The sequence below is a fragment of the Christiangramia gaetbulicola genome (assembly GCF_003054225.1).
GTDB classification, from domain to species: domain Bacteria; phylum Bacteroidota; class Bacteroidia; order Flavobacteriales; family Flavobacteriaceae; genus Christiangramia; species Christiangramia gaetbulicola.
Window position 1 is genome coordinate 104,393 of record NZ_QBKQ01000003.1, and the last position, 26,217, is coordinate 130,609.

General features: G+C 37.8%; 21 protein-coding genes. 10 read left to right on the forward strand and 11 right to left on the reverse strand.

What is annotated here, in order from left to right:
* The first annotated feature begins 118 nt into the window (after nt 1–118).
* A complete protein-coding gene (locus C8P64_RS11955; RefSeq protein ID WP_108172321.1) occupies nt 119–1,402 on the forward strand; it encodes a citrate synthase in 1,284 nt (427 codons plus the stop codon).
* A 60-nt stretch (nt 1,403–1,462) separates the two neighbouring features.
* On the opposite strand, the gene C8P64_RS11960 is transcribed toward C8P64_RS11955, so the two are convergent.
* Complete coding sequence (locus C8P64_RS11960; protein ID WP_108172322.1) at nt 1,463–5,227, reverse strand: glycosyltransferase; 3,765 nt, start codon at nt 5,225–5,227, stop codon at nt 1,463–1,465.
* Nucleotides 5,217–6,500: a glycoside hydrolase family 2 TIM barrel-domain containing protein gene (locus C8P64_RS11965; RefSeq protein ID WP_108172323.1), complete on the reverse strand. Its 1,284-nt coding sequence runs from the start codon at nt 6,498–6,500 to the stop codon at nt 5,217–5,219. The genes C8P64_RS11960 and C8P64_RS11965 overlap by 11 nt, the downstream gene beginning before the upstream one ends.
* A 221-nt stretch (nt 6,501–6,721) precedes the next feature.
* Here C8P64_RS11965 and C8P64_RS11970 point away from each other — a divergent pair, with 221 nt between their 5' ends.
* Together C8P64_RS11970 and ctlX are read left to right on the forward strand one after the other, a co-directional pair.
* The gene (locus tag C8P64_RS11970) at nt 6,722–7,633 is read left to right on the forward strand and encodes a dimethylarginine dimethylaminohydrolase family protein (protein ID WP_108172324.1); all 912 of its coding nucleotides are present in this window, start codon (nt 6,722–6,724) and stop codon (nt 7,631–7,633) included.
* A 10-nt stretch (nt 7,634–7,643) separates the two neighbouring features.
* Nucleotides 7,644–8,570 carry a citrulline utilization hydrolase CtlX gene (ctlX, locus tag C8P64_RS11975; RefSeq protein WP_108172325.1) on the forward strand — a complete coding sequence of 309 codons (927 nt, stop codon included), beginning with the start codon at nt 7,644–7,646 and terminating at the stop codon, nt 8,568–8,570.
* Between the two features lie 59 nt (nt 8,571–8,629).
* Here ctlX and C8P64_RS11980 read toward each other — a convergent pair whose 3' ends face one another.
* Entirely contained in the window at nt 8,630–11,110 is a 2,481-nt protein-coding gene (locus C8P64_RS11980; protein ID WP_146167221.1) for a right-handed parallel beta-helix repeat-containing protein, read from the reverse strand.
* Nucleotides 11,111–11,553: 443 nt separating this feature from the next.
* Here C8P64_RS11980 and C8P64_RS11985 point away from each other — a divergent pair, with 443 nt between their 5' ends.
* On the forward strand, nt 11,554–13,044 hold the full coding sequence (locus C8P64_RS11985) for a M61 family metallopeptidase (protein WP_108172327.1): 1,491 nt from the start codon (nt 11,554–11,556) through the stop codon (nt 13,042–13,044).
* 13 nt (nt 13,045–13,057) lie between these two features.
* Here C8P64_RS11985 and C8P64_RS11990 read toward each other — a convergent pair whose 3' ends face one another.
* The gene (locus C8P64_RS11990; protein ID WP_108172328.1) at nt 13,058–14,539 is read right to left on the reverse strand and encodes a BCCT family transporter; all 1,482 of its coding nucleotides are present in this window, start codon (nt 14,537–14,539) and stop codon (nt 13,058–13,060) included.
* A 46-nt stretch (nt 14,540–14,585) separates the two neighbouring features.
* Nucleotides 14,586–16,022: an SDR family oxidoreductase gene (locus tag C8P64_RS11995; RefSeq protein WP_108172329.1), complete on the reverse strand. Its 1,437-nt coding sequence runs from the start codon at nt 16,020–16,022 to the stop codon at nt 14,586–14,588.
* Between the two features lie 70 nt (nt 16,023–16,092).
* Here C8P64_RS11995 and C8P64_RS12000 point away from each other — a divergent pair, with 70 nt between their 5' ends.
* Complete coding sequence (locus C8P64_RS12000; protein WP_108172330.1) at nt 16,093–16,296, forward strand: hypothetical protein; 204 nt, start codon at nt 16,093–16,095, stop codon at nt 16,294–16,296.
* Here C8P64_RS12000 and C8P64_RS12005 read toward each other — a convergent pair whose 3' ends face one another.
* Both C8P64_RS12005 and C8P64_RS12010 read right to left on the reverse strand, forming a co-directional pair.
* On the reverse strand, nt 16,297–16,929 hold the full coding sequence (locus C8P64_RS12005; RefSeq protein WP_108172331.1) for a MarC family NAAT transporter: 633 nt from the start codon (nt 16,927–16,929) through the stop codon (nt 16,297–16,299).
* Nucleotides 16,930–17,038: 109 nt separating this feature from the next.
* Complete coding sequence (locus C8P64_RS12010; RefSeq protein WP_108172950.1) at nt 17,039–17,464, reverse strand: hypothetical protein; 426 nt, start codon at nt 17,462–17,464, stop codon at nt 17,039–17,041.
* Nucleotides 17,465–17,575: 111 nt separating this feature from the next.
* On the opposite strand from C8P64_RS12010, the gene argS reads away from it, so the two are divergent.
* The 3 genes from argS to C8P64_RS12030 all read left to right on the forward strand — a co-directional run bounded on the left by argS (nt 17,576) and on the right by C8P64_RS12030 (nt 21,804).
* Nucleotides 17,576–19,354 (forward strand): arginine--tRNA ligase, encoded by a 1,779-nt coding sequence (argS, locus tag C8P64_RS12015; protein ID WP_108172332.1) that lies wholly within the window; start codon nt 17,576–17,578, stop codon nt 19,352–19,354.
* A 173-nt stretch (nt 19,355–19,527) separates the two neighbouring features.
* Entirely contained in the window at nt 19,528–20,856 is a 1,329-nt protein-coding gene (gene ffh, locus C8P64_RS12025; RefSeq protein ID WP_108172334.1) for a signal recognition particle protein, read from the forward strand.
* Between the two features lie 45 nt (nt 20,857–20,901).
* Nucleotides 20,902–21,804: a bifunctional 5,10-methylenetetrahydrofolate dehydrogenase/5,10-methenyltetrahydrofolate cyclohydrolase gene (locus C8P64_RS12030; protein WP_108172335.1), complete on the forward strand. Its 903-nt coding sequence runs from the start codon at nt 20,902–20,904 to the stop codon at nt 21,802–21,804.
* 34 nt (nt 21,805–21,838) lie between these two features.
* On the opposite strand, the gene C8P64_RS12035 is transcribed toward C8P64_RS12030, so the two are convergent.
* From C8P64_RS12035 to rluF, 4 genes are all read right to left on the reverse strand, one after another.
* Nucleotides 21,839–22,240, reverse strand: a complete 402-nt coding sequence (locus C8P64_RS12035) for a YkvA family protein (protein WP_108172336.1) — start codon at nt 22,238–22,240, stop codon at nt 21,839–21,841.
* Between the two features lie 19 nt (nt 22,241–22,259).
* Nucleotides 22,260–23,279, reverse strand: coding sequence for an AI-2E family transporter (locus C8P64_RS12040; RefSeq protein WP_108172337.1), 1,020 nt, complete (start codon nt 23,277–23,279; stop codon nt 22,260–22,262).
* A 33-nt stretch (nt 23,280–23,312) separates the two neighbouring features.
* Nucleotides 23,313–23,735, reverse strand: coding sequence for a VOC family protein (locus tag C8P64_RS12045; RefSeq protein WP_108172338.1), 423 nt, complete (start codon nt 23,733–23,735; stop codon nt 23,313–23,315).
* Nucleotides 23,736–23,847: 112 nt separating this feature from the next.
* On the reverse strand, nt 23,848–24,651 hold the full coding sequence (gene rluF / locus C8P64_RS12050; protein WP_108172339.1) for a 23S rRNA pseudouridine(2604) synthase RluF: 804 nt from the start codon (nt 24,649–24,651) through the stop codon (nt 23,848–23,850).
* Between the two features lie 134 nt (nt 24,652–24,785).
* Between rluF and C8P64_RS12055 the strand changes: the two genes are divergently transcribed.
* Nucleotides 24,786–25,349 carry an RNA polymerase sigma factor gene (locus C8P64_RS12055; protein ID WP_170106672.1) on the forward strand — a complete coding sequence of 188 codons (564 nt, stop codon included), beginning with the start codon at nt 24,786–24,788 and terminating at the stop codon, nt 25,347–25,349.
* Nucleotides 25,336–26,121 carry a hypothetical protein gene (locus tag C8P64_RS12060; protein ID WP_108172341.1) on the forward strand — a complete coding sequence of 262 codons (786 nt, stop codon included), beginning with the start codon at nt 25,336–25,338 and terminating at the stop codon, nt 26,119–26,121. The genes C8P64_RS12055 and C8P64_RS12060 overlap by 14 nt, the downstream gene beginning before the upstream one ends.
* Nucleotides 26,122–26,217: the final 96 nt, after the last annotated feature.

The window sequence follows — 26,217 nt, forward strand, 5'->3', positions numbered from 1 at the left end:
AAAACTGAATAAAATCAAGCTATTTGTGAAATTTCCTTACCAAGCTTAAAATTATTTTAACACTAAATTTCGTAATTTAGCAATCCTTAAAAATTAATCTAAAAGAACTATATATAATATGTCTAAAACAGCGACACTCGAATTTGACGGAAAGAAATATGAGTTTCCCGTTACTGTGGGAACCGAAGATGAAATAGGGATAGATATTAAAAAACTACGTGCAGAAGCAGGTCTTATTACTTTAGACCCTGGGTTTAAAAATACTGGAAGCTGCGAGAGTGCTATCACATTTTTAGACGGTGAAAAAGGTATTTTAAGATATCGTGGTTATGCTATAGAGGATCTTGCTGAAAAAGCTGATTTTCTTGAAGTAGCATATCTTTTGATATTTGGAGAACTTCCGAATAAAGCACAACTTGAAAAGTTCACTAATGATATTAAAGAACAGTCTCATGTAGATGAAGAGATGAAGAAGATCCTTGACGGATTTCCAAAGTCTGCTCACCCAATGGGCGTTCTTTCATCTTTGACAAGTGCCTTGATCGCTTTTAATCCATCTTCTGTTGATGTTTCTTCTGAAGAGGATATGTATAAGGCTATTGTAAAGATCTTAGGTAAATTCCCTGTACTTGCTGCATGGACATTAAGAAAGAAAAATAGTCTCCCATTAAATTATGGAGATGAGGATCTTGGTTATGTAGAGAACCTGCATAAAATGATGTTCGAGAAACCTAATAAGACTTACAATGTAGATAAGGCAGTTATCGATGCATTAGATAAATTATTGATATTACACGCAGATCATGAGCAAAACTGTTCTACTTCTACAGTAAGAATGGTTGGATCATCACATGCAGGTCTATTTGCGTCACTTTCTGCAGGTATTTCTGCACTTTGGGGACCACTTCATGGTGGAGCAAACCAGGCGGTGATAGAAATGCTTGAAAAGATCAAGGAAGACGGTGGGGATACTCACAAATTCATGCAAAAGGCAAAGGATAAGGAAGATCCTTTCCGTTTGATGGGCTTTGGACACCGTGTATATAAGAACTTTGATCCTAGAGCTAAGATCATCAAGAAATCTGCAGATGAAGTTCTTGGTCAGTTAGGTGTTGAGGATCCGGTACTTGATATCGCTAAAGGACTTGAGAAAGAAGCGTTGGAAGATGATTATTTCGTAAAAAGAAAACTATATCCAAATGTAGATTTCTATTCAGGGATCATTTATCGTGCGCTTGGAATTCCAGTGGATATGTTCACGGTAATGTTTGCTTTAGGTAGACTTCCAGGATGGATCGCACAATGGAGAGAAATGAGATTGAAGAAAGAACCAATCGGGCGTCCACGTCAGATATACATAGGTGAAAATCACAGAGATTTCAAACCTCTTGGTAGTAGATAAATATCAGATTTTATCTGAAACTAATTAATTAAAAAAGCTTCATCATAGGATGGAGCTTTTTTATTTTTCGGTTATTAGGGGTGTGTTGAGTTTTGTAATGCTGCGCATAACAAAATCCTCGGAAGGAGATTTAACGGTTAACAGCAACCGGTAAAAATCGTAATCATGTGGAATCTTTAAGGAAAGTTCGGGCTTATTACCTAATTTTTTCAATGCTAGAGGATTATTAAAAGTATCAGTTTTAATGAGGGTCCATTCATATAAATAATCCTCTTCTATTTTATTCCCATAAAACCATTTGCCATTTGAAAATAACATAGCCTGATAAGAAACTTTTTCTGAAGGAATTAAAGAAATGGCTGGTTTTAAAATTCCTATTTTAGTCTGGTTTGTTTTAATTTTTTTATTGCTCCAGTGATTGCTTAAATTTTTAAAATTCAGCTTTTTTCTGCCTTCAAAATCTAATAGACCGTCAAAACTTAATTTATTACTCAATCGTTCATCCTGCCAGTTTTCTACGATAAGTGGTGTATCGTCAATTTTCATGTTTAAGCCTATATCGGCAGATATAGAACTGATTATTAAAGGAATCTTATTTTGATTTGCGAAATGAATGGTCTCTTTTAGAAATACAGTATCCTTTACGATCAGGCCAAAATAATCTATAGGAACAGTTTTAACGATATCTTTCATTATTGATCTAGTATCGGCATTCAGCTCAAGATCGAGGATCAAAGGAATGCTTATATTACGTGCCTTTATTCTTGAAAAGACACTGCTATACCATTCTATGCTTGCTTCTCTTTCTTCAAATAGCAATGGCTTGATGAAATTTGATCCCGACGGCAGGTTAAATGAAAGTCCGGTGATATTCGGAAGAGTTTTTAATTCTTCAATCTTCTCCAGAATGGAATTCTCAAAATACCCCAGTTTAGATCTATCTTCTAAAAAATATTTCGGAGTTAATTCCCTGAAGTCATAAATAATATTCACATTTTGGTCAAGGGCATATTTCAAGGTGTTTCGCTCATAAACATTTCCTCCAGGGTAGTGAATGGTATTAATTCCATGTTCGTTCATTAGTTTAAAATCTTCTAATAAAGTTTCGCGACTAAGAACATAATAATTATCCTTCCAGTTTAAACCTTTTTTATAGCGAACTCCTTTTGGCTTTTCATTAAACTTTAATTGTTCGTCAAAAACCACGATTCTATCCTTTTTAGATTCAAATGCGGTTCTTTTTGAATCTGCGAAACTTTTTAAATAGCTGATAGAATCTGTAGTCCAATCCAGGTATTTTTTCGGATAAATTTTACCTACCGGAATATTATCGTCAAATGCACTATTGAACATGACCACGGCTGCGATCTCATTGTAATTATTCTTTAATTCTCTTGCGGCATTTTTTAACCATTGAGATTGATTCCCATTGTGCTTTATTGAACCAAATTCGGCAAGCATTACCGGTTTTCTGGTAAACCAGTACAATTTATCATGAAAACGCTGGTATAATTTTTCGAATGCTACACTTTTCCCATTCATATTTAATGGGCCGTAATTTAAAATTGTAAAACCAACCCAGTCCACATACTCATCTCCTGGATAAAATTTCCCCATGCCTTTAGCCTTCCAGGGATTCCAAACGAACATTGTTTTTTTAGCTCCCTGAGCTTTAAGGATCTTATAAATATGTTTCCAGGCTAATTTGAATTCTTCAGGATGCTTAGCATTTGTTTGACTCCAGGGATATTGTGGGTTGTCAAACTCATGGGCAAATCGCAAAAATACAGGTTTGTCAAATTCGGCAAGAGCCCTCCCGAAATTAGCAATGTAAGTGTCATAATCTCCACTGGAGATTCTTTGAAAAATGCTCCTTTTTTCAGCAACCCTGGCGGAGTCTGATATAACTGGAAGCCATGGTTCCCAGGTTATCATAGGGATTGCTCCTTTCCTCGCAATTGAATCCATTAATTGACCTGGAATAAGCTCATTCTGCCCTATATCCCACCCAAGATAAAATGATATGATGTCGAAATCTACATTTTGTTTTTCTTCTATTTGATTAATTTGATTCAGGTTTACCAGGCCCGTATCCTTTTCGGGATGATATATGCCTAAATAGGAATCCTTTTTAATTTCATGATACTGTGGAGATATTTTGTCCCATTTGGCCAGATCATTCTTTTGTTTGAAATGTAACGATCCTACCAGGATAAATAAAAGTAATGGCAAGGCTGCAAACCTGGTAATTGAGAAAATTGAATTTCCTGTTTTGAATAATTTTGATCGGAAAATATTCAGATCTGTTAGAATTTCCTGATTTAAGTTATTCTTTAGAATGTTATTTTCATTAGTGGTTTTTATTGTTAGGTAAACTCCCAGAAGCATAATTATAGCGTTAAAGATGGCAAAACCAGCCATAACCAGGGTAAAGGGTGTAAAATCTCTCATGAGACCAATGTATACCGCGAAGAGAGATAAGAAGGCTACAATAGAGTTGGGAATTATAATCTTCAGATTGGTGGCGAATTCATTTTCCTTTGGTGTTGGCAGATAAGGGATGTTTTTATCTATAATAGTATAAAATAAGCCCAGAATGTAGATCCACCAGGTGTTTATCTCCAGGAGACCACCTATTAAATGAAACCCTCTTTCTTTTTTATTAATTACCCATTTCTGTATAAAAGTTCTAATTAAGATAGAGCTAATCACAACTGGTAAGAGAACAAGAGCAAAGTCTATTACGTTCCCTTTCCAGGGCGTAACTGAAAATAAGAGTGAAATTATCGGGATCAGGAAATTTATCAAATAGATAACTCCGCTCAGGTAATGAAGTGGTAAAATTCCAAAGTGTACCTTCTGCCGTAAAGAAAAATCTATATAAAGTTTTGGATATACCTTAAAGAGGAGCTCGAAGGTTCCCCTTGCCCACTTTAGCTGTTGTTTAAAATAACTGGTAAGGTTAGAAGGAGCAAGCCCCTGAGCTAACACTTCCGGAAGATATACCGCTTGCCATCCTTTTGCATAAAGTTGCATGGCAGTATGCATATCCTCGCAAAGGCCAGGAGCATGACCTCCTATGCTATCTAAAGCAGACCTTCGAAAAACGCAATTAGCACCTATGGCGTTCACACTCTTATATGAATTAAGAGTCATCATCATGGGTCCGTAAAACTGAAAAGTTTGTTCAGCTGCACCACGAGCTACTAAGGTTTCTTTGATATTGTAATATCCCTGAACAGTTTGTACAAAGGCAATTTTAGGATCTGTGAAATAGGGTAAGACCGTATCAAGAAAATCCGGATCTGGAATATGATCTGGATCCAGGATTACCGCGATCTCTCCTGTTGCTACTTTTTCAAGAGCATTATTTATGTTTCCAGCCTTAGCATCTTTTCTGTTATTCCTAGTGACATGATGGATACCATTTTCTAAACAGAATTTTTTTAGATAGAGATCGTTAGCCTCATCACATAAATAAGTTTCGTGGGGATATTTAATTTTCAGGATCGCCTCCAGAGTCGTAATGATCATTTGGCGAGGTTCACCAGGGAAATAAGTAGTTAATACATCTACGGTGAATTCCTTTTTCTTCTCTGGGATTTTTGGGATAGAGATGTTGGAATAGTTATACCACAGATAAAGTTTTTTCAGAATTCCGTAGAAGAGACTAATTAGTAAAAGACCAAAAAGAAATAAATTACCCCAGTATTCTTCGTTCAAGAAAAAGAATATAAAGTTGAGGATACTTACGATCCCAAGGAGGATCAAAAACTTAATGATCCTGTCCTCATTTTTAGTGGGGGCTTTTATTTTATTCCTCATTATATGGTTTTAATACATAAAAAGGAATATTCGCTGTAGCATAATACTCTGAGTCATCGGTTAAGTATAAAAATAAACGATAGGGGCCCTCATCTTTTGGTGTTTTAAAACTAACTTCTTGACCATCAATTTTAAAATCAATTTCTGTAGAGATATTGCTTTCTCTGACATCATACCATGATTCCGGTCTTATCTCCCAGTGGTAATTCAATTTTTGAGCTTTTGAATCGGGTAATTTAACTTCAGCCTGAACCAATGTACCTGGAGAGAGGACAATACTTTCTTTTGCTCCCTGTTTATTTAAAAGGATATAGTCTAATTCGGGGCCGGGAAATTTTTCATCTTTATTTTTCCAGATATTATTTAATTCAAAGATTGCCTGTGTTTTTAATTTATTCTTTCCAAAAAGACTGTACCAGGTAGGGGTGAATTCATTTTTGGTCGCCCAATAAAATACAAAACTTCCTAAAGAGCCTTTACCTATCTTAGGCTCTAGATATTCAAAATACCTTTCTCGTATTTGCTCTGCCTTTTTCGTGCTGGTTTCCTCGACAGGAGCTCCCCAATATGTATGAGTGGCTTCCCATGGACCGTTTACGCCCCATTCAGAAATCACGTAAGGTCCATCCCAGATTGGAGAAATGGGATCAAGTTTACTAGAGAATTGACTTAATACCCCAAATGAGTTGAACGAAATGAAATCAAGTTGAGGACTTTTTGTAATAATGCTGAGTACCCGGGATTTGTTTGCACCAATTGTAGTGGTGCTCACGGGATGTTCTGAATCTATTTCATGTATAAGATCTATTAACTGATTATAATTATCGAAGAAATCGGTTGTTTCATATAGGTACGGATAATAAAGTTCGTTACCCAGATTCCAGTAGAGTAAAGCTGGGTGGTCTTTATGTCTCTGGACAATTTCCTCAACTTTTAATTTTAGTTCAGTGAATAATTCTTCATTTTCCCAATATTCAGGTGTTCTGTCAAACTTAGGTAATGGAATATCTACAGCCACTGCAAGGCCCAATGAATGTGCTTTGTCAAGCGTTCGTTTTAAATATAAAGTATCGTAAATACGTGCGGTATTGGCGCCAGCATCTTTTAATTCCTCCAGATATTCTGGCTTTGTACCAGCCCCTTTTATATAAAAAGGATTGCCATTACGAATTAAGCTGTAACCATCTTCCGTTTTTTCAAAATGTACTTTAGCAGGATGATTGGCATACTTTTCCTCATCACATGTAAATGCGATGAATAAAAACGCCCCCATAAGAATTTTTAAACTGAGTTCTTTTAGAAAATAGATATTAAGCAAACTAATTTCTTAGATATATGGCTAATATATCAAAGTATAGCCAATTTTTTGAAGAATGAAAGTCTGAAAATCAGTAAAGCATGTAAAATTATAATCGATGAAATGCTTGTTTTTATTCTTAAGCCTATTCGCATTTTTAGGCAAAGGCTTTTATTATATTTGCTAAAATTTGCGATATGAACCTGCATATAACCAACGAAACATCAAAACTTAAAGCGGTGGTACTGGGCACCGCAGAGAGCAATGGTCCTATTCCTACTCTGGAAGAGGCCTATGATCCCAAGTCTAAAGAGCATATTAAAGCCGGGACTTATCCAAAAGAGGAGGATATGATCAAAGAAATGGAGGCTGTAGCATCTGTTTTGAAAAAATATGACGTTGAGGTTTATAGACCTAAAATTATTGAAGATTATAACCAGATCTTTACCCGCGATATAGCCTTTGTGATAGACGATAAGTTCATTAAATCCAACATACTTCCAGACCGCGGTCAGGAGATCGAAGCTATAGAGCATGTTTTAAAACAAATTGATCCTTCTAAAATAATTACTTTGCCTGAAGATGCCCATATTGAGGGTGGGGATGTTATGCCAATGGGAGATCATATTTTCGTGGGAACCTATAAAGGCAAGGATTATAAGGATTACATAACTGCCAGAACTAATTTAAAGGCTGTAGAGGCTTTGCAACAAATATTTCCGGAGAAAAAGATCGTTTCTTTCAGTCTGAAAAAATCTAATACGATTGCAAAAGATAATGCACTGCATTTGGATTGTTGTTTTCAGCCCGTAGGAAAAGATAAAGCGATCATATATAAAGATGGCTTCCTTATTGAAGAGGAATATCAGTGGCTCGTGAATTTTTTCGGAAAGGCTAATATCTACGAGATCACCAGGGATGAAATGTATAATATGAATTCGAATATCTTTTCTATATCTGAAGATGTGGTGATTTCAGAAAAAGGTTTTACCAGGTTGAACTCCTGGTTAAGAGAGCAGGGGATTACCGTGGAGGAAGTGCAATACGCTGAAATTTCAAAGCAGGAAGGTTTGCTGCGTTGTTCCACCTTACCTCTAATTAGAGAATAAAGAAATAATGATGAGACAGATTACAGATACTATATTAATGGTTAGACCGGTAGGATTCAGAATGAATGAACAAACTGCCGTAAACAATTATTTTCAGACCAAACTGGAAGGAGATGATATTAACGAGATTGCGACTCAGGAGTTCGATATTTTCGTAGAAAAATTAAGGTATGTAGGGGTTAATGTGGTCGTCGTAGATGATGTGCCTGAAGATGATACTCCAGATTCCATTTTCCCTAATAACTGGGTATCCTTCCATGAAAACGGGCAGGTTGCTTTATTTCCTATGTTCGCCGAGAATAGAAGGAAAGAACGTCGCCTGGAATATTTCGCTGAATTGGAAGAAGCAGGGTTTAAGATCACAGATATTGTTGATTATACTATAGCTGAGGAAGATGATGTATTTCTAGAAGGAACGGGAAGTCTGATCCTGGATCGTGTAAATCAAAAAGCTTATTGCGCAATCTCTCCAAGGGCAGACGAGGAACTTCTAATCGAATTTTGTGAAGACTTTGAATTTACTCCGGTAATATTCAATTCTTACCAAACTGTTGGTGATAAGAGACTACCTATTTATCATACTAATGTCATGATGTGCATCGCAGATGAATTCGCAGTTATCTGCCTCGATACTATAGATGATAAAAAAGAGCGTAAGAATGTCGTGAAGCATTTGAAAATGGATGGTAAAGAAATTATTTCTATTACCGAGCAGCAGATGCATGAATTTGCCGGGAATATGCTTCAGGTGCAGGGAGCCGAAGGGAAAAAATATCTGGTGATGAGCGCAAGAGCTCATAGAAGTTTAACCGATGAACAGGTTAAAAGCATTGAGAAACATTGTGAAATCTTAAGTTCTGAAATTCAAACGATAGAAACCTGTGGAGGTGGTAGTGCGAGATGTATGATGGCCGAGGTTTTTCTTCCGAAAGCTTAAATTAATTACATTAATAATTTAAAAAAGGTGATCCATTTGGATCACCTTTTTTTATTCTCTCATTTTACAGCCACTTCAGAAGATTTTACTGTAGAATCGACGAGGTGTGCACCTATATCATCGTTAATAGCTCCCAATAGATTTCCATAAAAGTCCCGGCTTCCTGTATTGCTTAATTCTATCCCTGAGTTTATTGCAGGTGAAGTAGATTGAATGCGATATGCATCAAGATTGGAGATGCTGTTTCCGTAGCCAATGATGCCTCCATTTCCAGCGTCATTAAGAAGAGGGTCTGCCTGTATTCCCGCATCAATACGGTTATATATTTCGTTTCCGGTACTTCTGAAATCGTCCAGAGAAGCGTAGTTCTGTCCTTTGTAATTAATATTAAATGACGAAGAGAAATATAAGTTTCCAGCAAAATAACCGTCATATCCTGAAGGAATATTTATTAGATCTGCCCCATTTTCAGCGTAAAGGATATTATTATAAAAATTAATATTGTCTTTTACCGGCTTCCAGTAAATATATTTGATGTTTGCCGAAGCAGTATTGGTGCTTTGTTCGCTAAGGTATAAGGTATTGTTGTAAACATGAATGTCACTCATGCTGCCGTTATTCCCGTTAAAAAGATATATGCTGCCACCATTTGTTGCCGCGTCATTCTCGCTCACATTATATCTTACAATGATATTCTTCATAGTCCTTGCTCCAGTAAACTGGCCAACCATAAATCCTGCTCCATCATTATCATGTGAGTAATTATATTGCATAACACCGTTGGTAACTCCGCCGTCCATATCAAATCCTCCGCCGTCGCAACCAGTTCCTGAACTCATATTGTAAACTTCAGAAAACTGAATAGTTACCTGATCTGCATCCCAGTACCATATTCCTACAGGGCCTCCACAATTTGTATTTCCGCTACCAGAATCGTACACTGTAGAATGTTCTATTACCGAGTTTTGAACATCAGAAAGAAGTATACCGTTGCCGGAATGCTTATTCTTGTTATAACCTGTTATATTGAATACTTCACAATTTCTCACCGTGATGTTGGAATGCGCGTATCCAGTTTTTGAAGAAGAGAAATATCCGAAAGAAGAAATTCCCACATCTAGACAGTCGTGAACTTTATTGTTTTCGATAAGTACATTAGTAAACCCGGAGTTCCCATTGTATGCTCCAATAACGATCCCAAAATCCCGGAATTCATAAACTTCTGTATTTGTGATTTCAACCAAGTCTAATTTAATATCCCCTGGCAAATCATTGTAGAAGTATATTCCTGAATTAGTGTTAGAGTTCATTCCACTTCCTTTTATAACAAGATTATCTATCCTGATACCTGAAGTATTATAAGCATAAATTCCATAATCTGTCCCAGCATTGATCTTTGCTCTACCGCTTCCATAAGATGAGATTAAAATCGGGTTAGCACTATTATTTGCATCTTCGGCGTCCAGGTAGACATTTCCTGAAAACTCTTCACCACCTTTAAATAGAATTTTATCTCCTGGATTGATCTTTATGGCATTAATTTTTGAAATACTTTTCCAGGCATCATCTGGGGATAATCCCGTGTTGCTATCATTCCCGCTATTGCTTACAAAATAGGTTTTGTTAGGGCAGGTACTGTCACTTTTGAATTCTCCTTCTATGCTGCCAAAATTTCCATAGTTAAAATCAAAATTTCCTGCTAAAGTAGAACAACGTTCTCCACTTGTTTCATTAGAAGTATACCTATGGACACCAGACCAGTCCAGATTCTCGTTGGTTCCGTTTTCCCCGCTCCTGTAAACGCAGAAGGTATAATCTGAATTAGTAGTACACGTTTGCTGTGAGACTACTTTCGTTTCCTGAAGAGAAACCACCAGCGCCTGAATATTGATATTGGTAGTACCATCTGCAGTAGTAAGCAACATGTTAAATGTTCTTTCTTCATTATTCAGAACAATGCCGTTAAGTGGGGAGTCCTGGTCCTGGCAATTCGTACACTTATAAGTCCCGGTTATAGGAGTAACACTATTATTTGCCGTTTCTTCAGCAACTACGATTGTACCTTCCTGTTTTTTGAACACTACATCTGAGATGATAGGTTCATTTTTATCATTATACGTGAAATTGAAGCTGAAATCTTCAGAATCGAATTTCACCAATACATCTGAACTTTTAACCGGATTCTCAGCTTGTTTCACTTCAACAACTTCAGCAGTATATTTTTCTCCGCCAGGCAATGTGAGAACTCCGGAAGCATCTGGGTCCATCTTAGAAATTTCATCAGATTTTCCCGGAATTTTCAGAACAAAGGTTCCTCGATATTCAGATCTTGAAGCGGCAAAAATACCTTTATAGATAGAGATCTTCCGATCTCCGGTTTGGGTTAGGTCATTTTCATTGACCACCTGTTCTTCTTCTTGAATTAAATCGTCTGGATCTGTTGAACATGATGCGAGGAGAACCGAAAAAAGACATAGTAATGTACAATTAATAAAGATCTTGATCCAATGGGATATTGAATAAAAGCAAGTAGGGTTCATGTAGGTTATAGGGTTTTAAGAACTATTCTTCGGGAATTGAACAATCCTTAATATTTCATTTAAATTTTCATTGCAATAAAGTTATAAATCAGCTTAAATGCAAAAAAAATCGATGAAATACATATGTTAAAAATTTGGTTTGTAGAGGTTTAGGGCAAAATCAGTTGGAAAGACGCGCTATGAAAGCGATTTGAGAAATTGCTGAATTATGTTAAATATAATTATACTCATTTTATTCATTTATTCTGGGCTTAATTCTAATCTTATATGATCAATAATCTGAATAGAGAGTTATTTGAAAATTATTGTAATGGAAAGTAGATCTTCAAAAATAAACCCCTATCTCCCTTTAGCTATCCGTCCGCTTTTTTCCTTTTATAGCTGTAACAAATTGAAGATCATTCTGTCTTTTAAACACATCAATCAATTAAAAATTCATTCTCATGTTTGCTCATAAAAAACAAATCATCTTCCTTTTTATACTTGCCTGTTTTTTAAAGGTAAATTCTCAAACAACAGATAGTTACCAGATCTTTTATAATAAGGATAATCCAAAACTTATCAAGGTTGAGGCTGAACTTGTGCTGGAAGATAGCTTGTTATATATGAGTCAGTTTGGTTCTCAGTCCCATTTCTTCCCTAATTATGTGAAGGAACTGGAAGTAAAAAATGCTTTGGGTAATACAATAAAAATGGAATTCAGGGACTCGATCAAATGGATTCTTTCAGGTGTAGATAGAGGTCAGGCTATAAAATTAAGTTACGAATTACATGTAAACCATGAAGAGCGTGCCTGGCCGGGTGGTACCGATGGAGTCGCCTACGTGCGGGATTATGGTGTTATGAACACAGGTAGATCCCTTTTCATTATGAATGGTAGCGAAAAGAAAGATCTGCTAGTTAAAGTTCACTTACCGGGGGAATTTAAAATTAGCACTCCCTGGGAATCTATTCCGGAAGAGAAAAATTTCTTCAAGGTTAGTGATCTCGTAGATCTGCAGGAAGCTTTTCTTTTTGCGGGCACATTTGAAGAAGAGATATTTGAAAAAGGCAATTTCAATTTGAAATTTATTCTTGGCGGACCTTCTCTGCTGGCTGAAAAAGACCGAATAATTAATACTACAAATAACTTACTGGATTATTATGTGAAAATGATGGGAGGAGAGCCAAAGCTGGCTAATGGTCAGGATTTAAAACAAAGTATGGTCATCATAACCGAGAATGATCAGGTAGATGGAGAAGTGATAGGCAGCCATATAAGCATGTTCATGGATCCTGATGCTCCACCGCAAAATCAAATGATAGGCTGGTTCATTCTTTCTCACGAGCTTTTCCATTTATGGAATGGAAAAAGTTTAAGATATGAAGGTTCAGGATCTGATTGGTTTAAAGAAGGAGTTACCAATTACTATACTTTAAAAGGATTAAATCAGGTTGGCTTTATCGATGAGAGCGCCTATCTGGAAATTATGAATAATTTATTTTACCAGAGATATATTAACGACCCGGGATTAGGAGAAAAAACCCCGGTAAATTCGGCAGATGGTTTTTCAAAAGATCAGCATTGGGGCTTGATTTATGGAGGTGGTCTTTTTGCTGGAATCGCTGCTGATATGGAAATAAGAAATAATTCAGATAATAAAAAAAGTCTGGATGATATCATGCGGGATCTATATAGGGAGTTCGCTACCAAGGAAGCGTATATTGATAATTCGATTCTCAAGTCCAGGATCACCGAATACAGATTTGAGGATTTTAACCAATTCTTCTCCAGTTATCTTGATGGAACAGATACTATTTTTCTTCAACCTTATTTAAAATTTGCAGGTGCTGAGGTAATCCAGGAGAATGGACAGTTAAAAATTCAGTCTTTAGAAAACAAAACAAATCTGGAACATGAAATATGGCAGGGCATGATGGGAAAAATTGACTAGGTTAAAGTATTTTTTAGGATTTAGGAACCGGCTCTTTAAAAAGCTGTAGTAGGAAGAAGAACATCATCAGGGCGGTAAGAATGGCGAATGGAAGTGAACTAATGATCAGGAACTTTTGCATGGCGGTGAGAACGTTGCTTTCAGGTTTTACATTTCCCAGGATTACGATCGCTTCACAAAAGATAAACAGAAGTACAGCCCAGATCAACCTGTATTTCTTCGCGGGTTCTTCATTACCTCTATCGCTGAACATGCTCAAAACGAATATCGCTGAATCTACCGAGGTTACGAGAAAGCTTATTAGTAGAAGAATTATAATGATGTTCGAGATCCCTGAAAAGGGAAGGCTTTCAAAAAATATAAAGACCGAGGTGAAAACATTGTTGAACAAATTCGGATCTGTTCCAGTTGTGTCTATGATGTCAAAAGCAGATGAGCCAAATACGCTGAACCAGAAAAAACTGCCTATAGGTGGGATCAATAAAACCCCAAGTATCATTTCTTTGATTGTTCTCCCTTTAGAGATTCGGGCTATAAAAACCCCGGTGAAAGGAGCCCATGCCAGCCAGAAAGCCCAGTAATAATAAGTCCAGTCGGTAAGGAATTGTTTTCCCGGATCAAATTTTCCCATGGCCAGGCTCAGGGGAATAAAATCCATAATGTAAAAATAGAAGGATTCGATGAACCGGGTGAAGATCTTCGTTGTATCCCCTATGATCAAAACACAGAAAAGAATAAAAAGGGTAGTATAAATATTCCAGTTCGAAATTCTTTTTATTCCTTTTTCCACTCCTGCCCAGGCTGAGAAAAATGCCAACAGACAGATCAGGAAAGTTAAAGCAAGGATCAGCAAAAGATTTCCGGATGGCCTTCCGGTTAGATGACTTATTCCTCCTTCAATTTGAGTGGTTCCAAGTCCAATGGCGGCTACTAAACCTGCAACGGTCGTAAGGATGGTTAAGATATTAACCCCGGCAGGCATGTATTTTAATTTTTTGAATTGTATTAAAGACGATCCAAGGCTAACCTGCTCTTTTCGAACAAATACAGCATAGGCAATTATTAGGGCGAATATTCCATAAAAGGCCCAGGCTGTAAATCCCCATTGGTAAAAAGTGTATTCTAACGCTATGAGGCTTTTAGATGATCCAGTTTCTAAAGGTGGATTCAGGTACATATATACAGGTTCTTGCACTGCCCTTAAGAGAATTCCGGCACCCATTCCTGCTGAATATAACATGGCGATCCAGGAAAGCCGGTCGAATTCTGGCGGCGATTTCCCCAGCCTTATCTTTCCAAATTTTGAAAAAGCGATGATGAGCAGAAAAAATACACAAGCGAGACCGAGCCACAAATAAAATGTTCCGAAGTATTCTCTCACCCAGATTGAGATAATCTCAATGCTATTGTAAAACTCGTCTGTGAACAAAACGATCAGGATCGAGCTTATAAAAAGAAGAATGGCCGGGATCGAAAAAACTTTATTTCTAAGCAAAGTATTTTAAGCTGAATTAATAAATAGAGATTCTAAGACCTTGAAATTAGGTTTTTTTCTTACCCCTGGCAATTCTGTTGATCATACCTTCAAAAATGAAAAAGTGAAAAGGATACATTGCATACCAGTAAGCTCGTCCCAGTAATCCTTTTGGCCTGAAAGTGGCATTTTGATGCAGAACATTATTATCGTCTATTTTAAATTCCAACCAGGCTTCCCCGGGAACTTTCATTTCGGCAAAAAGCAATAATCTTTTCTCTTCTTTATCGGCGAGTAAGACTCTCCAGAAATCCAGTGAATCTCCGGCATTGATCTTATTCGGGTTGGTTCTTCCTCTGCGCAATCCCACACCGCCGGCAAGCTTATCCAGGTATCCTCTTACTTTCCAGAGCCAGTTACCGTAATACCATCCGGTAAGACCACCTATGGCCCAAACCCTTTCTAAAGTTTCTTCCGGATCATCCACCTTTACAGATTTTTTATCCTGCATACAGCCATATTTCGGGATCTGCACATATTTGTTTAACTCCTTTCTAAACCTTCCACTGCTTAATGAATCTTTCCAGCTAGATATTACTTCATTTTGCTCTATCTTATAAAACGCAAGCCTTATCGCTTCTTTATAGGGGATCATTTCAATATCCAGCATTTCCTGTAGTCTTGTATCCCTGGTAATGACCTCTACAGACATGCTGTCAACTAAATTCTGCGCCAGGCGGTAAGATGTTGAGGTTACAAAATATAACCAGTAGGAACTTAATTTGGGAGACATGAAAGGCACCCCGAATATCCAGATCTTTAAACCGCGAACTTCGGCATATTGCTCCATCATTTCCTGGTAGGTGAGTACATCTGGACCACCAACATCAAAGGATTCATTGTAACAATCCTCGCGGCCAATGACCCCGGTGAGAAATTGTATGATATTTCGAATGGCAATAGGCTGTGATTTAGTTTTCACCCATTTTGGCGTAACCATTAAGGGTAACTTTTCGCAGAGATCTCTAATGATCTCGAAAGAAGAACTACCAGATCCTACAATGATCGCAGCTCTTAAAACAGTTAAATTAAAATCTCCTTTGTACAGGATCTCTTCTACCGCTTTTCTGGATTTTAAATGTTTAGAAAGTTTTTCTTCATTGATGATCCCACTTAGGTAGATGACCTGGTTCACCGAAGTTTCGGCCATCATCTTATTAAAATTCTTCGCTGCTAAAGCCTCCTGCTTATCAAAATCACTGGTAGAGGCAGTCATGGAATGTATTAGATAATAGGCGACATCGATATTCCTGATCTTTTCAGGAGCTTTGGTATCTTCCAGAAAATCTAATTCAACGATCTCTACTTTTTGCTTGAGTTCTTCTACAGAAGTAAACCTGTCTTTGTTACGAACGGCGCAAACAACCTCATGGCCCTGCTCAAGTAATTGGGGCAGTAGCCTCATTCCTATATAACCATTGGCACCGGTAACTAATATCCGCATTTGAAGAATTTGAAATTCAAATTAGAGATTTAATTCTTACTTTCACCCCAGATTAGTAAAACTTTATTAAATGAATAACGTGTTGAAATTTGTCTTACTTATAATAGGAGTGGGACTTGTTGGATATGGAGTTTATAACCTGGTAACACCTGAATTTGCTATAGATGCAGGTCCGTTACAATTTGAAGCCCATGGTGATAACACGCAATCTTATGCCATGATCGTTTTTGGTTTGCTTTCCCTTATTGGAGGTCTTGCTTTCAATAAAAGATGATCAGTTAAAAACGCTGTTCAGAATGTTCATTACAGATGAACTTATATATTCTACCCCTATCGCAATTACAATGAAGCCTATGATCCTGGAAATAGCGTTAATTCCAGATGCTCCCAGCATTGCGACTATATAATGAGAACTTCTTAATACCAGTAGAGTAGCCAGGCAAACCCCGAATATGGCTGCAACTGCGATCAATTTATCATTCCAGGATTGATATTCCTGGTAAAGTCCTATTAAAAATGAAATCGATCCCGGGCCGGCCAGCATTGGTATTGCCAGCGGGGTAAGCGATACACCATCCCTTTGATAGGCATCTTCTTTTACCTTCGGTTTATCCATTCCTTTATGTTTTGAGAATGAGCCGGTAAGTAAGGCAAAACCTGAAGTCGTGATGATGAGCCCGCCTGCTATTCTCAGGGAATCAAGACTTATTCCGAAGAAATTTAAAATATATCTTCCCGTAAAAAAGCTGATAAGCAGGATCACGAAAATATTGACTGCGGTTAAAATTGAAGTTTTCGACCTTTCGGCTTTTGTATCTTCTTTGGTAAGACCCACAAAAATTGGAACGGTTCCAAGGGGATTAATAACAGAGAATAATGCTGCGAAAACGTATATGAATAATTCCATTGATTTTTTCAGCAAAATTGCGTCAGCTTTTCCTGAGAAAAATTAAAATGAAATCAACTTTGCGTTAAGCAAAGAGTATTAAAAATCTCTATTTGTAAACAAAAGATTATTACAGGTCTTCTACTTGGGTAGGCGCGTTGTCTGATTTATAATCCAGGATCTTCTTGAAAAATTTATGAATGCCCGGTTTATCTGCTTTCACCTTAATAAAATGATGATCTTTATAGATGCTGTATTCTTCAGATTTACCCTTGTAAAGATTAAGTTTATAATAGGGAATCACTAAAGCATAGGTTTCCAGGATAGACCTGAACATTACGATAATACCATTATTGCGCATTTCAACATTACAAACATTGGCATTATTGTCTAGAATAAGCAGGTTGTGAATATCGATGCTCGTAGAAGTGATATGTAATTTTGGAGAACCCGTTCCTTTGAGTTTGACTCTTTCAAAAAGGGTAAATGGCTTTCCCACCTCATTATTAATTTTGTCTGAGATCGCCGGCCGATTGTAGGAAATATTAACTAGCATTTCTTTTTTCCTAAATATAAGGATTTGAGCACAAAGCCTGGCTCTCGAAACTCCAATTCTTTTTATCTTTGCGCACTTAATTAGTGGAAATAAGCCAAAAAGCATAGGAAAATGAATATTGAACAAATTCTTGCCTCAAAAGTTAACGAAGCTGTCAAGAAGCATTATGAAGTAGAACCTGAAAACATCGAATTTCAACCTACACGTAAGGATTTTGAAGGCGATATCACTTTGGTGGTTTTCCCTATGCTGAAGCAGATCAAAACCAATCCGGCTCAATTGGCCGATACTATTGGTAAGTATTTTGAGGCTGAGGTAGAGGAAGTGGCCGCTTATAATGTGATCCAGGGATTCCTGAATATCGTGATCAGCGACAAATATTACATCAACTTTTTTAACGACGTAAGAGATCGTGAAGATTTTGGAATTCTGCTTCCGCAAAGCGATGCCAGCGGAATTATGGTTGAATATTCTTCTCCAAATACCAATAAACCGCTTCACCTGGGGCACATTAGGAATAACCTTTTAGGATATTCTGTTTCTGAAATTTTGAAAGCAGCCGGTAACGAAGTTTACAAGGTGCAGGTGATCAATGACCGTGGGATTCATATTTGCAAATCCATGGTGGCATGGCAGAAATTTGGTAATGGAGAAACTCCGGAGTCCACGGGATTGAAGGGAGATAAGCTGGTTGGAAATTACTATGTAAAATTCGATCAGGAATATAAGAAAGAGATTGCTCAACTTCAGGAAGAAGGTAAGTCTGAAGATGAAGCAAAAGCCCAGGCTCCAATTTTCGTCGAAGCCCAGGAAATGCTTAGAAAGTGGGAAGCGAACGATCCTGAAGTGGTGAAATTATGGTCTACCATGAACCAGTGGGTTTACGACGGATTTGAGAAAACCTATGATGCTCTTGGGGTTGATTTTGATAAGAACTATTACGAAAGTGAAACCTACCTTTTAGGAAAAGACAATGTTCAGAAAGGTCTTGAAGACGGAGTGTTCTTTAAAAAAGAAGATGGCAGTGTCTGGATTGATCTGAGTGATGAAGGGCTTGACGAAAAGATCGTTCTTAGAAGCGACGGCACCGCTGTTTATATGACGCAGGATATTGGGACCGCAATCCAGAGATTTGCAGATTTCGATATTAACCAGATGGTTTATACCGTAGGTAACGAGCAGGAATATCATTTTAAAGTATTGTTCCTCATTCTTAAAAAGCTTGGTTATGACTGGGCAGATGCTCTTTACCATTTAAGTTACGGAATGGTGGATCTTCCTAGCGGAAAAATGAAAAGCCGTGAAGGAACCGTTGTAGATGCCGATGATCTTATTAAAGAAATGGCCGCAACGGCTAAAAGTATTTCAGAAGAACTTGGCAAACTTGACGGGTATTCTGAAACCGAAAAAGAAGAACTTTACAGGATTATTGGTTTGGGAGCTCTTAAATATTACATACTTAAAGTAGATCCTAGGAAACGAATTCTGTTTAATCCGGAAGAATCTGTCGATTTTCAAGGAAATACGGGACCATTTATTCAGTATACCTATGCCCGTATTCAGTCAATCCTAAGAAAAGCAGAATTTGATACTACCGCAGATCTTTCTAAAGATTTCAGTTTCCATGAGAAAGAAAAGGAATTGATCAAGCAGCTTCAGTTATTCCCTGAAACTATTGCTCTGGCTGCAGAAAATCATTCTCCGGCATTGATTGCTAATTATACTTATGAGTTAGTGAAGTCATTCAATTCATTTTATCAGAATGTCCAGATCCTTGGAATAGAAAATGAAGATGAAAAGGTATTCCGGGTTCAGTTATCGAGACTGGTGGCTAATGTCATAAAATCGGCATTTAAGCTTCTGGGAATTGAAGTTCCGGAAAGAATGTAATTGGAAAAATAAATTTGGAATTACGAAGTACGAATTTCGTTATGCTGAATATGTTTCAGCATCTAAATTGAAAAGAAATGAATTTTGGAAGATGAACTTTATACTTCAGCTTCAAATCATTAAATTTGCAATTCGCTGCCTCGCAGCAATAGAATAAAACTACAGGAAAGATTATGTTTGATAATTTAAGCGATAAGTTAGATAATGCCTTTCACGTCCTGAAAGGACACGGGCAAATTACAGAAATAAACGTTGCTGAAAGCCTTAAAGAGGTAAGAAGAGCGCTGGTTGATGCCGATGTTAATTACAAGATCGCCAAGGAATTTACCAACACGGTAAAGGAAAAAGCTCTTGGACAGAACGTTTTAACTACTCTTAAGCCAGGACAGTTGATGGTGAAGCTTGTTAAAGACGAGCTTACAGAATTAATGGGTGGTGAGGCTGAAGGTATAAATCTTTCCGGAAATCCTTCAATAATCCTGATGTCTGGTCTGCAGGGTAGTGGTAAAACCACTTTCTCTGGTAAACTGGCAAATTTCCTGAAAAATAAAAAGACCAAAAAGCCACTTTTGGTTGCCTGTGACGTTTACCGTCCGGCGGCGATCAACCAGTTACACGTAGTTGGTGAGCAGGTTGGTGTTGAGGTTTATTCAGATGAAGGAAATCAGGATCCGGTTGCCATCTCTAAAGATGCGATCGCTTACGCCAAAGAGAATGGACATAATGTCGTGATCATTGATACCGCGGGTCGTCTTGCTGTAGATGAGGGGATGATGACCGAGATCTCAAATATTCATGAAGCAATACAACCACACGAAACCTTGTTCGTAGTGGACTCCATGACTGGTCAGGATGCTGTAAATACGGCAAAGACCTTCAACGAAAGACTTAATTTCGATGGGGTGATCCTTACCAAGTTAGATGGTGATACTCGTGGTGGTGCCGCGATCTCTATTAAATCTGTTGTAAATAAACCTATCAAATTCATCGGTACCGGTGAAAAGATGGATGCTATAGATATATTTTATCCTTCCCGTATGGCCGACAGGATCCTGGGGATGGGAGATGTTGTATCTCTTGTTGAAAGAGCACAGGAGCAATATGATGAAGAGGAAGCAAGGAAACTTCAGAAAAAGATCGCGAAGAATAAATTCGGATTTGATGACTTCCTAAATCAGCTTCAGCAGATCAAGAAAATGGGGTCTATGAAAGATCTTCTTGGAATGATCCCGGGAGCAGGTAAGATGCTTAAAGATGTAGATATCGATGATGACGCCTTCAAGGGAATTGAAGCGATCATTCACTCGATGACACCTTTAGAAAGAAGCGAGCCTAAAGTTATAAACGCCAGCAGAAAGAAAAGAATTGCTAAAGGTTCTGGAACTACGGTTCAGGAAGTGAACCAGTTATTGAAGCAATTCAACCAGATGGGTAAAATGATGAAGATGATGCAAGGTGGCGGAGGCCGTAAAATGATGCAAATGATGAAGGGAATGCAATAATTTCTTTCTCTACCTATACACACAACAACTAACACACAACTATTAATGACAATTCTCGACGGTAAAAAGATCAGTAATGACATCAAGGATGAAATTGCTGCCGAGGTTACCAAAATCAAAAAACGTGGAGAAAAAGTTCCGCATCTTGCTGCAATCATTGTTGGTAAGGATGGAGCGAGTATGACCTACGTGAACAGTAAAGTAAAGGCTTGCGAGAGAGTAGGTTTTGAATCTTCATTATACCGGCTTCCAAATACGGTTAGTGAACTGGAATTACTGGATAAGATCGAAGAGCTTAATCAGAATGATGAGATCGATGGTTTTATTGTTCAGCTTCCATTACCTCCACAGATCGATACTCAAAAAGTATTGAATGCCGTGGATCCCGATAAAGATGTTGATGGATTCCATCCAACAAACTTCGGAAAAATGGCTCTGGATATGACCAGTTTTATCCCTGCTACACCTTTTGGTATTCTTGAATTGCTGGAACGTTACGACATTCCAACCAAAGGAAAACATACCGTGGTTATTGGAAGAAGTTATATCGTGGGAAGGCCAATGAGTATCCTGATGGGAAGAAGTGGTTTTCCAGGAAACTCAACAGTAACTCTAACCCATGAGTTTACCAGGAATATCACCCAGGTGACTTCACAGGCAGATATTATCATTATTGCCGTGGGTATACCAGACTTTCTTAAAGCTGAAATGATCAAGGATGATGCAGTGATCATCGATGTTGGAATCACCAGGGTTCCAGATGATGAGGCTGAGAGAGGTTATGTGATCAAGGGAGATGTGGATTTTGAGAACGTAAGTAAACGTGCTTCTTATATTACCCCGGTTCCGGGAGGAGTAGGGCCTATGACGGTTTCAATGCTGTTGAAGAACACACTTCTCGCCAGGGAAAGACATAATAAACGAGCCTTAGACGCTAAATTGAAATAAAAAAAAAGAGGGAATTTAAATTCCCTCTTTTTTTTTACGCGTCCTGCTGTTCAAGTTTCCAGTCCAGGTAATTGTGAAGATCAGATTCAATAAATCTGAGTCCGAAAGTGAGAACTCCAAGGTCATCGATATATCCTAGCCCAGGAATAAAATCTGGAATAATATCTAAGGGATTTAAAATGTATAAAAAAGCAAAAGCGATAGTGGCGATCGTAAACCACGGAACTTTTGTATAAACTCCTTTTCTATAATCTTTCAGCATTCCAAACATAACTTTACCAAGCTCACTATATTTCTGAAGTAAGCCGGAGTTATTTATCTTTTTATCGATCTCTTCCTTACTGTCCATAGCAATAGTAACATCGTCTTCATCGATCTTTGTAACTTCGGTTTTTACAAAATCCTCGTCGATCGTATTTTTCTTTTTTCCAAACATATGTTTAAGATTTAAATGTCTATAATCTGTGATGTGCGTTCCCGTATTCCTTTTTATATATCCTCAAAATAAGAATGAAAAGTGATATAAGCAACGGCCCGAATATTAAGCCTATAAAGCCAAATAATGGCACTCCCACGATCACCCCAAAAAGGGTAATTAATGGATGCACGCTGGCGAGCCTTTCCAGAACATAAAGCCTAATGATATTATCTGTAGATCCTACCACCACGAATCCGTATATAAGTAATGCAATTCCCTGGAAGTCGCTGCCTTGTGCAAAAAGTAGTATTGCAGCTGGAATAATACCTATGGCTGTTCCAATAAAAGGGATCATAGATCCAATAGCGGTAATTACAAACCAGAAGAATGGATCCGGGACGCCGAATATTAGGAACCCAATCAGGGCAATGATTCCCTGTACAAATGCAACCAGGGGAATTCCCAGGGCATTTGACTTTACTAGCTGGTTACTTTCGTCTCCTATGATCCTTAAATTGTCTTTTCCTAAAGGGATATAGGTAAGCATAGATTCCCTTAAAGACTGCCGGTTGGTTAGCATGTAGTACAGCATAAAATACATGATACCTATAGCTATAAATGCATTAAAGGTCCCGCCGGCAAGATTCTGGAGATTAGATGAGATCCAGTTGGTCACAGAGGAGGTATCTATACTGGAACTTAAGTTATACCCTATAGTATTTTCTATGTTGGTCAATTGTAGTTTAAGGGCGCTTAGAACCCGCTCAGAGTTTGCTACAGCCTTACCTATTTTTGAGGTTAGCATGATCGCAATAAGCGTTACTGGTATTAAGATCCCCACAAAAGAAGCTGCCATTAATAAAGAAGCTGCCAATGGTGGTTTCCACCCCCGGTCTAATAATTTTTTCATCCAGCCTTTCAAGATCACATAGAGAGTAACCGCTCCAAGAACTCCCGAGAGATATGGAAGAATTTCTGATACTATTAATACTACTAGAAATAGTATTAGTAACAGAACAAATATCTGGCGTACTAAAGACGGTTTGAGTCTATCCATTTTTGGTTGGTTGGCTGGTTTTAAATGTTGCTGTTATGTAGCAAAAAGCTGGCTCATGTCTTTAAAGGCCTTGAATTCAAGAGCATTCCCTGAAGGATCTTTGAAAAACATCGTGGCCTGTTCACCAGGTTTACCTTCAAATCTAATATAGGGCTCTATGATAAAGTTAATATCCTTGGATTTCAGCAGCTTTGCGAATTCATGAAAAACATCCCATTGCAAAACAACTCCAAAATGTGGAACCGGCACTTCCTTTCCGTCAACTGGATTGGAAGTAGATTCTTTTGTTTCCTGTGGATCCTGGTAGTGGATTACCAGTTGATGGCCGAAGAAATTAAAATCTACCCAGTGATCACTACTGCGACCTTCGCCGCAACCAAGCGTTTCCTTGTAGAATTTTCGACATTTTTCAAGATCTGAAACAGGGATGGCAAGGTGAAATGGTTGTACTTTCATACTTAATTGGTTAATCTTATAGGTTTAAAGATAAAATATTTGCCCGGATTACAAGCGACCTAAATTAATAAGAACCAATCACAACCATCTAGTTGCCTAAGCTAATTCTCTGTTAAGATTTAGGTTTCCTGGGACGTTTTCCTCTCCTGGGATTCTCCTTTTTTGGAGTGTTTTCTATAAGGGAGCCTTCTTCGGTCTTGGTAGATTCGTCGGTAAGATCATTTATGGTTTTTAATTCTTCTGGAGTTAGATCTCGCCATTCACCTACCGGAATATCCAGGGATACGTTCATGATCCTTATTCTTTTTAAGGAGGTAACTTCATAGCCTAAAAATTCGCACATTCTACGAATCTGCCGGTTGAGTCCTTGCGTTAAAATAATTCTGAAGGTATGATGACCAAGTTTTTCAACCTCGCATTCCCGGGTTACCGTATCCAGAATAGGAACACCAGATGACATTTTCCTGATAAATTCTGAAGTGATAGGTTTGTTGACCGATACCACGTATTCTTTTTCATGGTTGTTGCGGGCGCGAAGAATCTTATTTACAATATCCCCATCGTTGGTGAGAAAAATAAGTCCCTCACTGGGTTTGTCCAGACGGCCAATGGGAAATATCCTCTTTGGATAGTTGATGTAATCGATGATATTGTCCTTTTCTACCCTGGTATCTGTAGTGCAAACGATACCTACGGGTTTATTAAAGGCGATATAAACATTGGGTTCTTTAAGTTCTTCTTTTGAAACAGGTTTGCCATCAACTTTTACCAGGTCACCGGGAGTGACCTTGGTTCCCATTTCCGGAACCTTGTCATTAATAGTAATTCTACCCTGATCTATCAGCTTATCTGCTTCCCTTCTCGAGCAATATCCTAACTGACTTAAATACTTGTTTATTCGAACTTCTTCTGCCATAAAAATTATTCTGCTGCAAAGATACGAGATAAGAAATTGAGAGGCTAAACCGAAAAAAATTAAAAAATTTAAAACCTCAGGCAACCTTTTGTAACTTTCCTACGTCTATATAAATAGAAGGCCTTGTGAAAATGGTGAAAGTTATACAGCTTTTTAAAAATGAATCCTCTTTGATAAAAAGAGCATCGGCGGGAAACCGTGATGCTCAGCAAAGGATCTATGAAAAGCATTCACCTAAGATGTTGAGCGTTTGCCGGCAGTATATCAAAGATATTCATCACGCAGAAGAAGCAATGCTTAACGGGTTCTTTAAGGTTTTTAAACATCTGAAGGATTTTAAAGAGGATGGCAGTTTCGAAGGCTGGATTAGAAGGATCATGGTTAGGGAATCAATTTCCTTTTTAAGGCAGCATAAAAAACTGGAATTTCAGGAAGATCTGGGATTTGAAAATGAAGAGGTCTTTAACAATATAAATTCAAAAATGGATGTGGCCGATATACAAACTATCATAGACGCTTTGCCTGAAGGTTATAAAATGGTCTTTGTGATGTATGCGGTAGAAGGTTACAAGCATGCAGAAATTGCGAAAATGCTTGATATTACTGAAGGGACTTCAAAATCCCAGTTATTTAAAGCACGAAAAATGCTTCAGGATAAATTAAAAACAATTAATTCATCAGTTTATGGCGCCAATTAAATTTGAAGAGCATGTAAAGGAGAAGCTGGATGAGAGAGAAATTCAGCCATCGTCCGGTAGCTGGGATAAATTGAGTTCCAGGCTTGATGATTCTGAAAAAAGTTCAGGGAGGAAACTATGGATATCAGTAATTGCTGCGGTAGTGGTTTTGCTTATCGCGAGCACTCTTTATATAGATCAGCAACAGCACAATACTTACCCGGTAGTTAATACTCCTTCCGAAGATATGATCGACAAAAAGGATAATAATAAGCCTTTTAAAGAACCGGTTCAGGTAGCTTCAGAAGAAAAAGTCGAACAGAATATCCCGGATGAGAAAAGGTCTGAAATAATAGCTCCGCAACCTGTTGAAGAAGAACAAAAAGTAGCCGAGAATACAAATCCAGTGAAAGCTGAAAAAATAGAGGAGGTTATCTCGAAACCTTCCTCCAAGCGACAGCTGATAAAACCAATTTCTATAGAGCCTGCGGTGATCGCTGAAAATTCTTCAACTGAATTGTCTACCAAGGTGCAGGAGGTTCTGCAGAAGATCAAAAATGAGCAGGAACAATCGGGAGATCTAACGAATGCTGAGGTAGACGCACTTCTTACGGAGGCAGCGATGGAGATTAGTGATCAAAGAAATCTGTATTCTGAAGGTGCTGTGAGTGCAGATGCTTTATTAGCCGATGTGGAATACGAGGTAGACCAGTCTTTTAGAAAAGAAGTTTTCGATTTTCTGAAAGAGGAATTTTTAAAGGCTAAGACCGCTGTGGCCACCAGAAACGAGTAATCAAATAATCATTTAAATAACAACAATCCCGAAAGGGTCATTCATCAATCAAAACCTGATGAGGAAGACTTTTGTCTTAATCTGAGGAAAACTAAA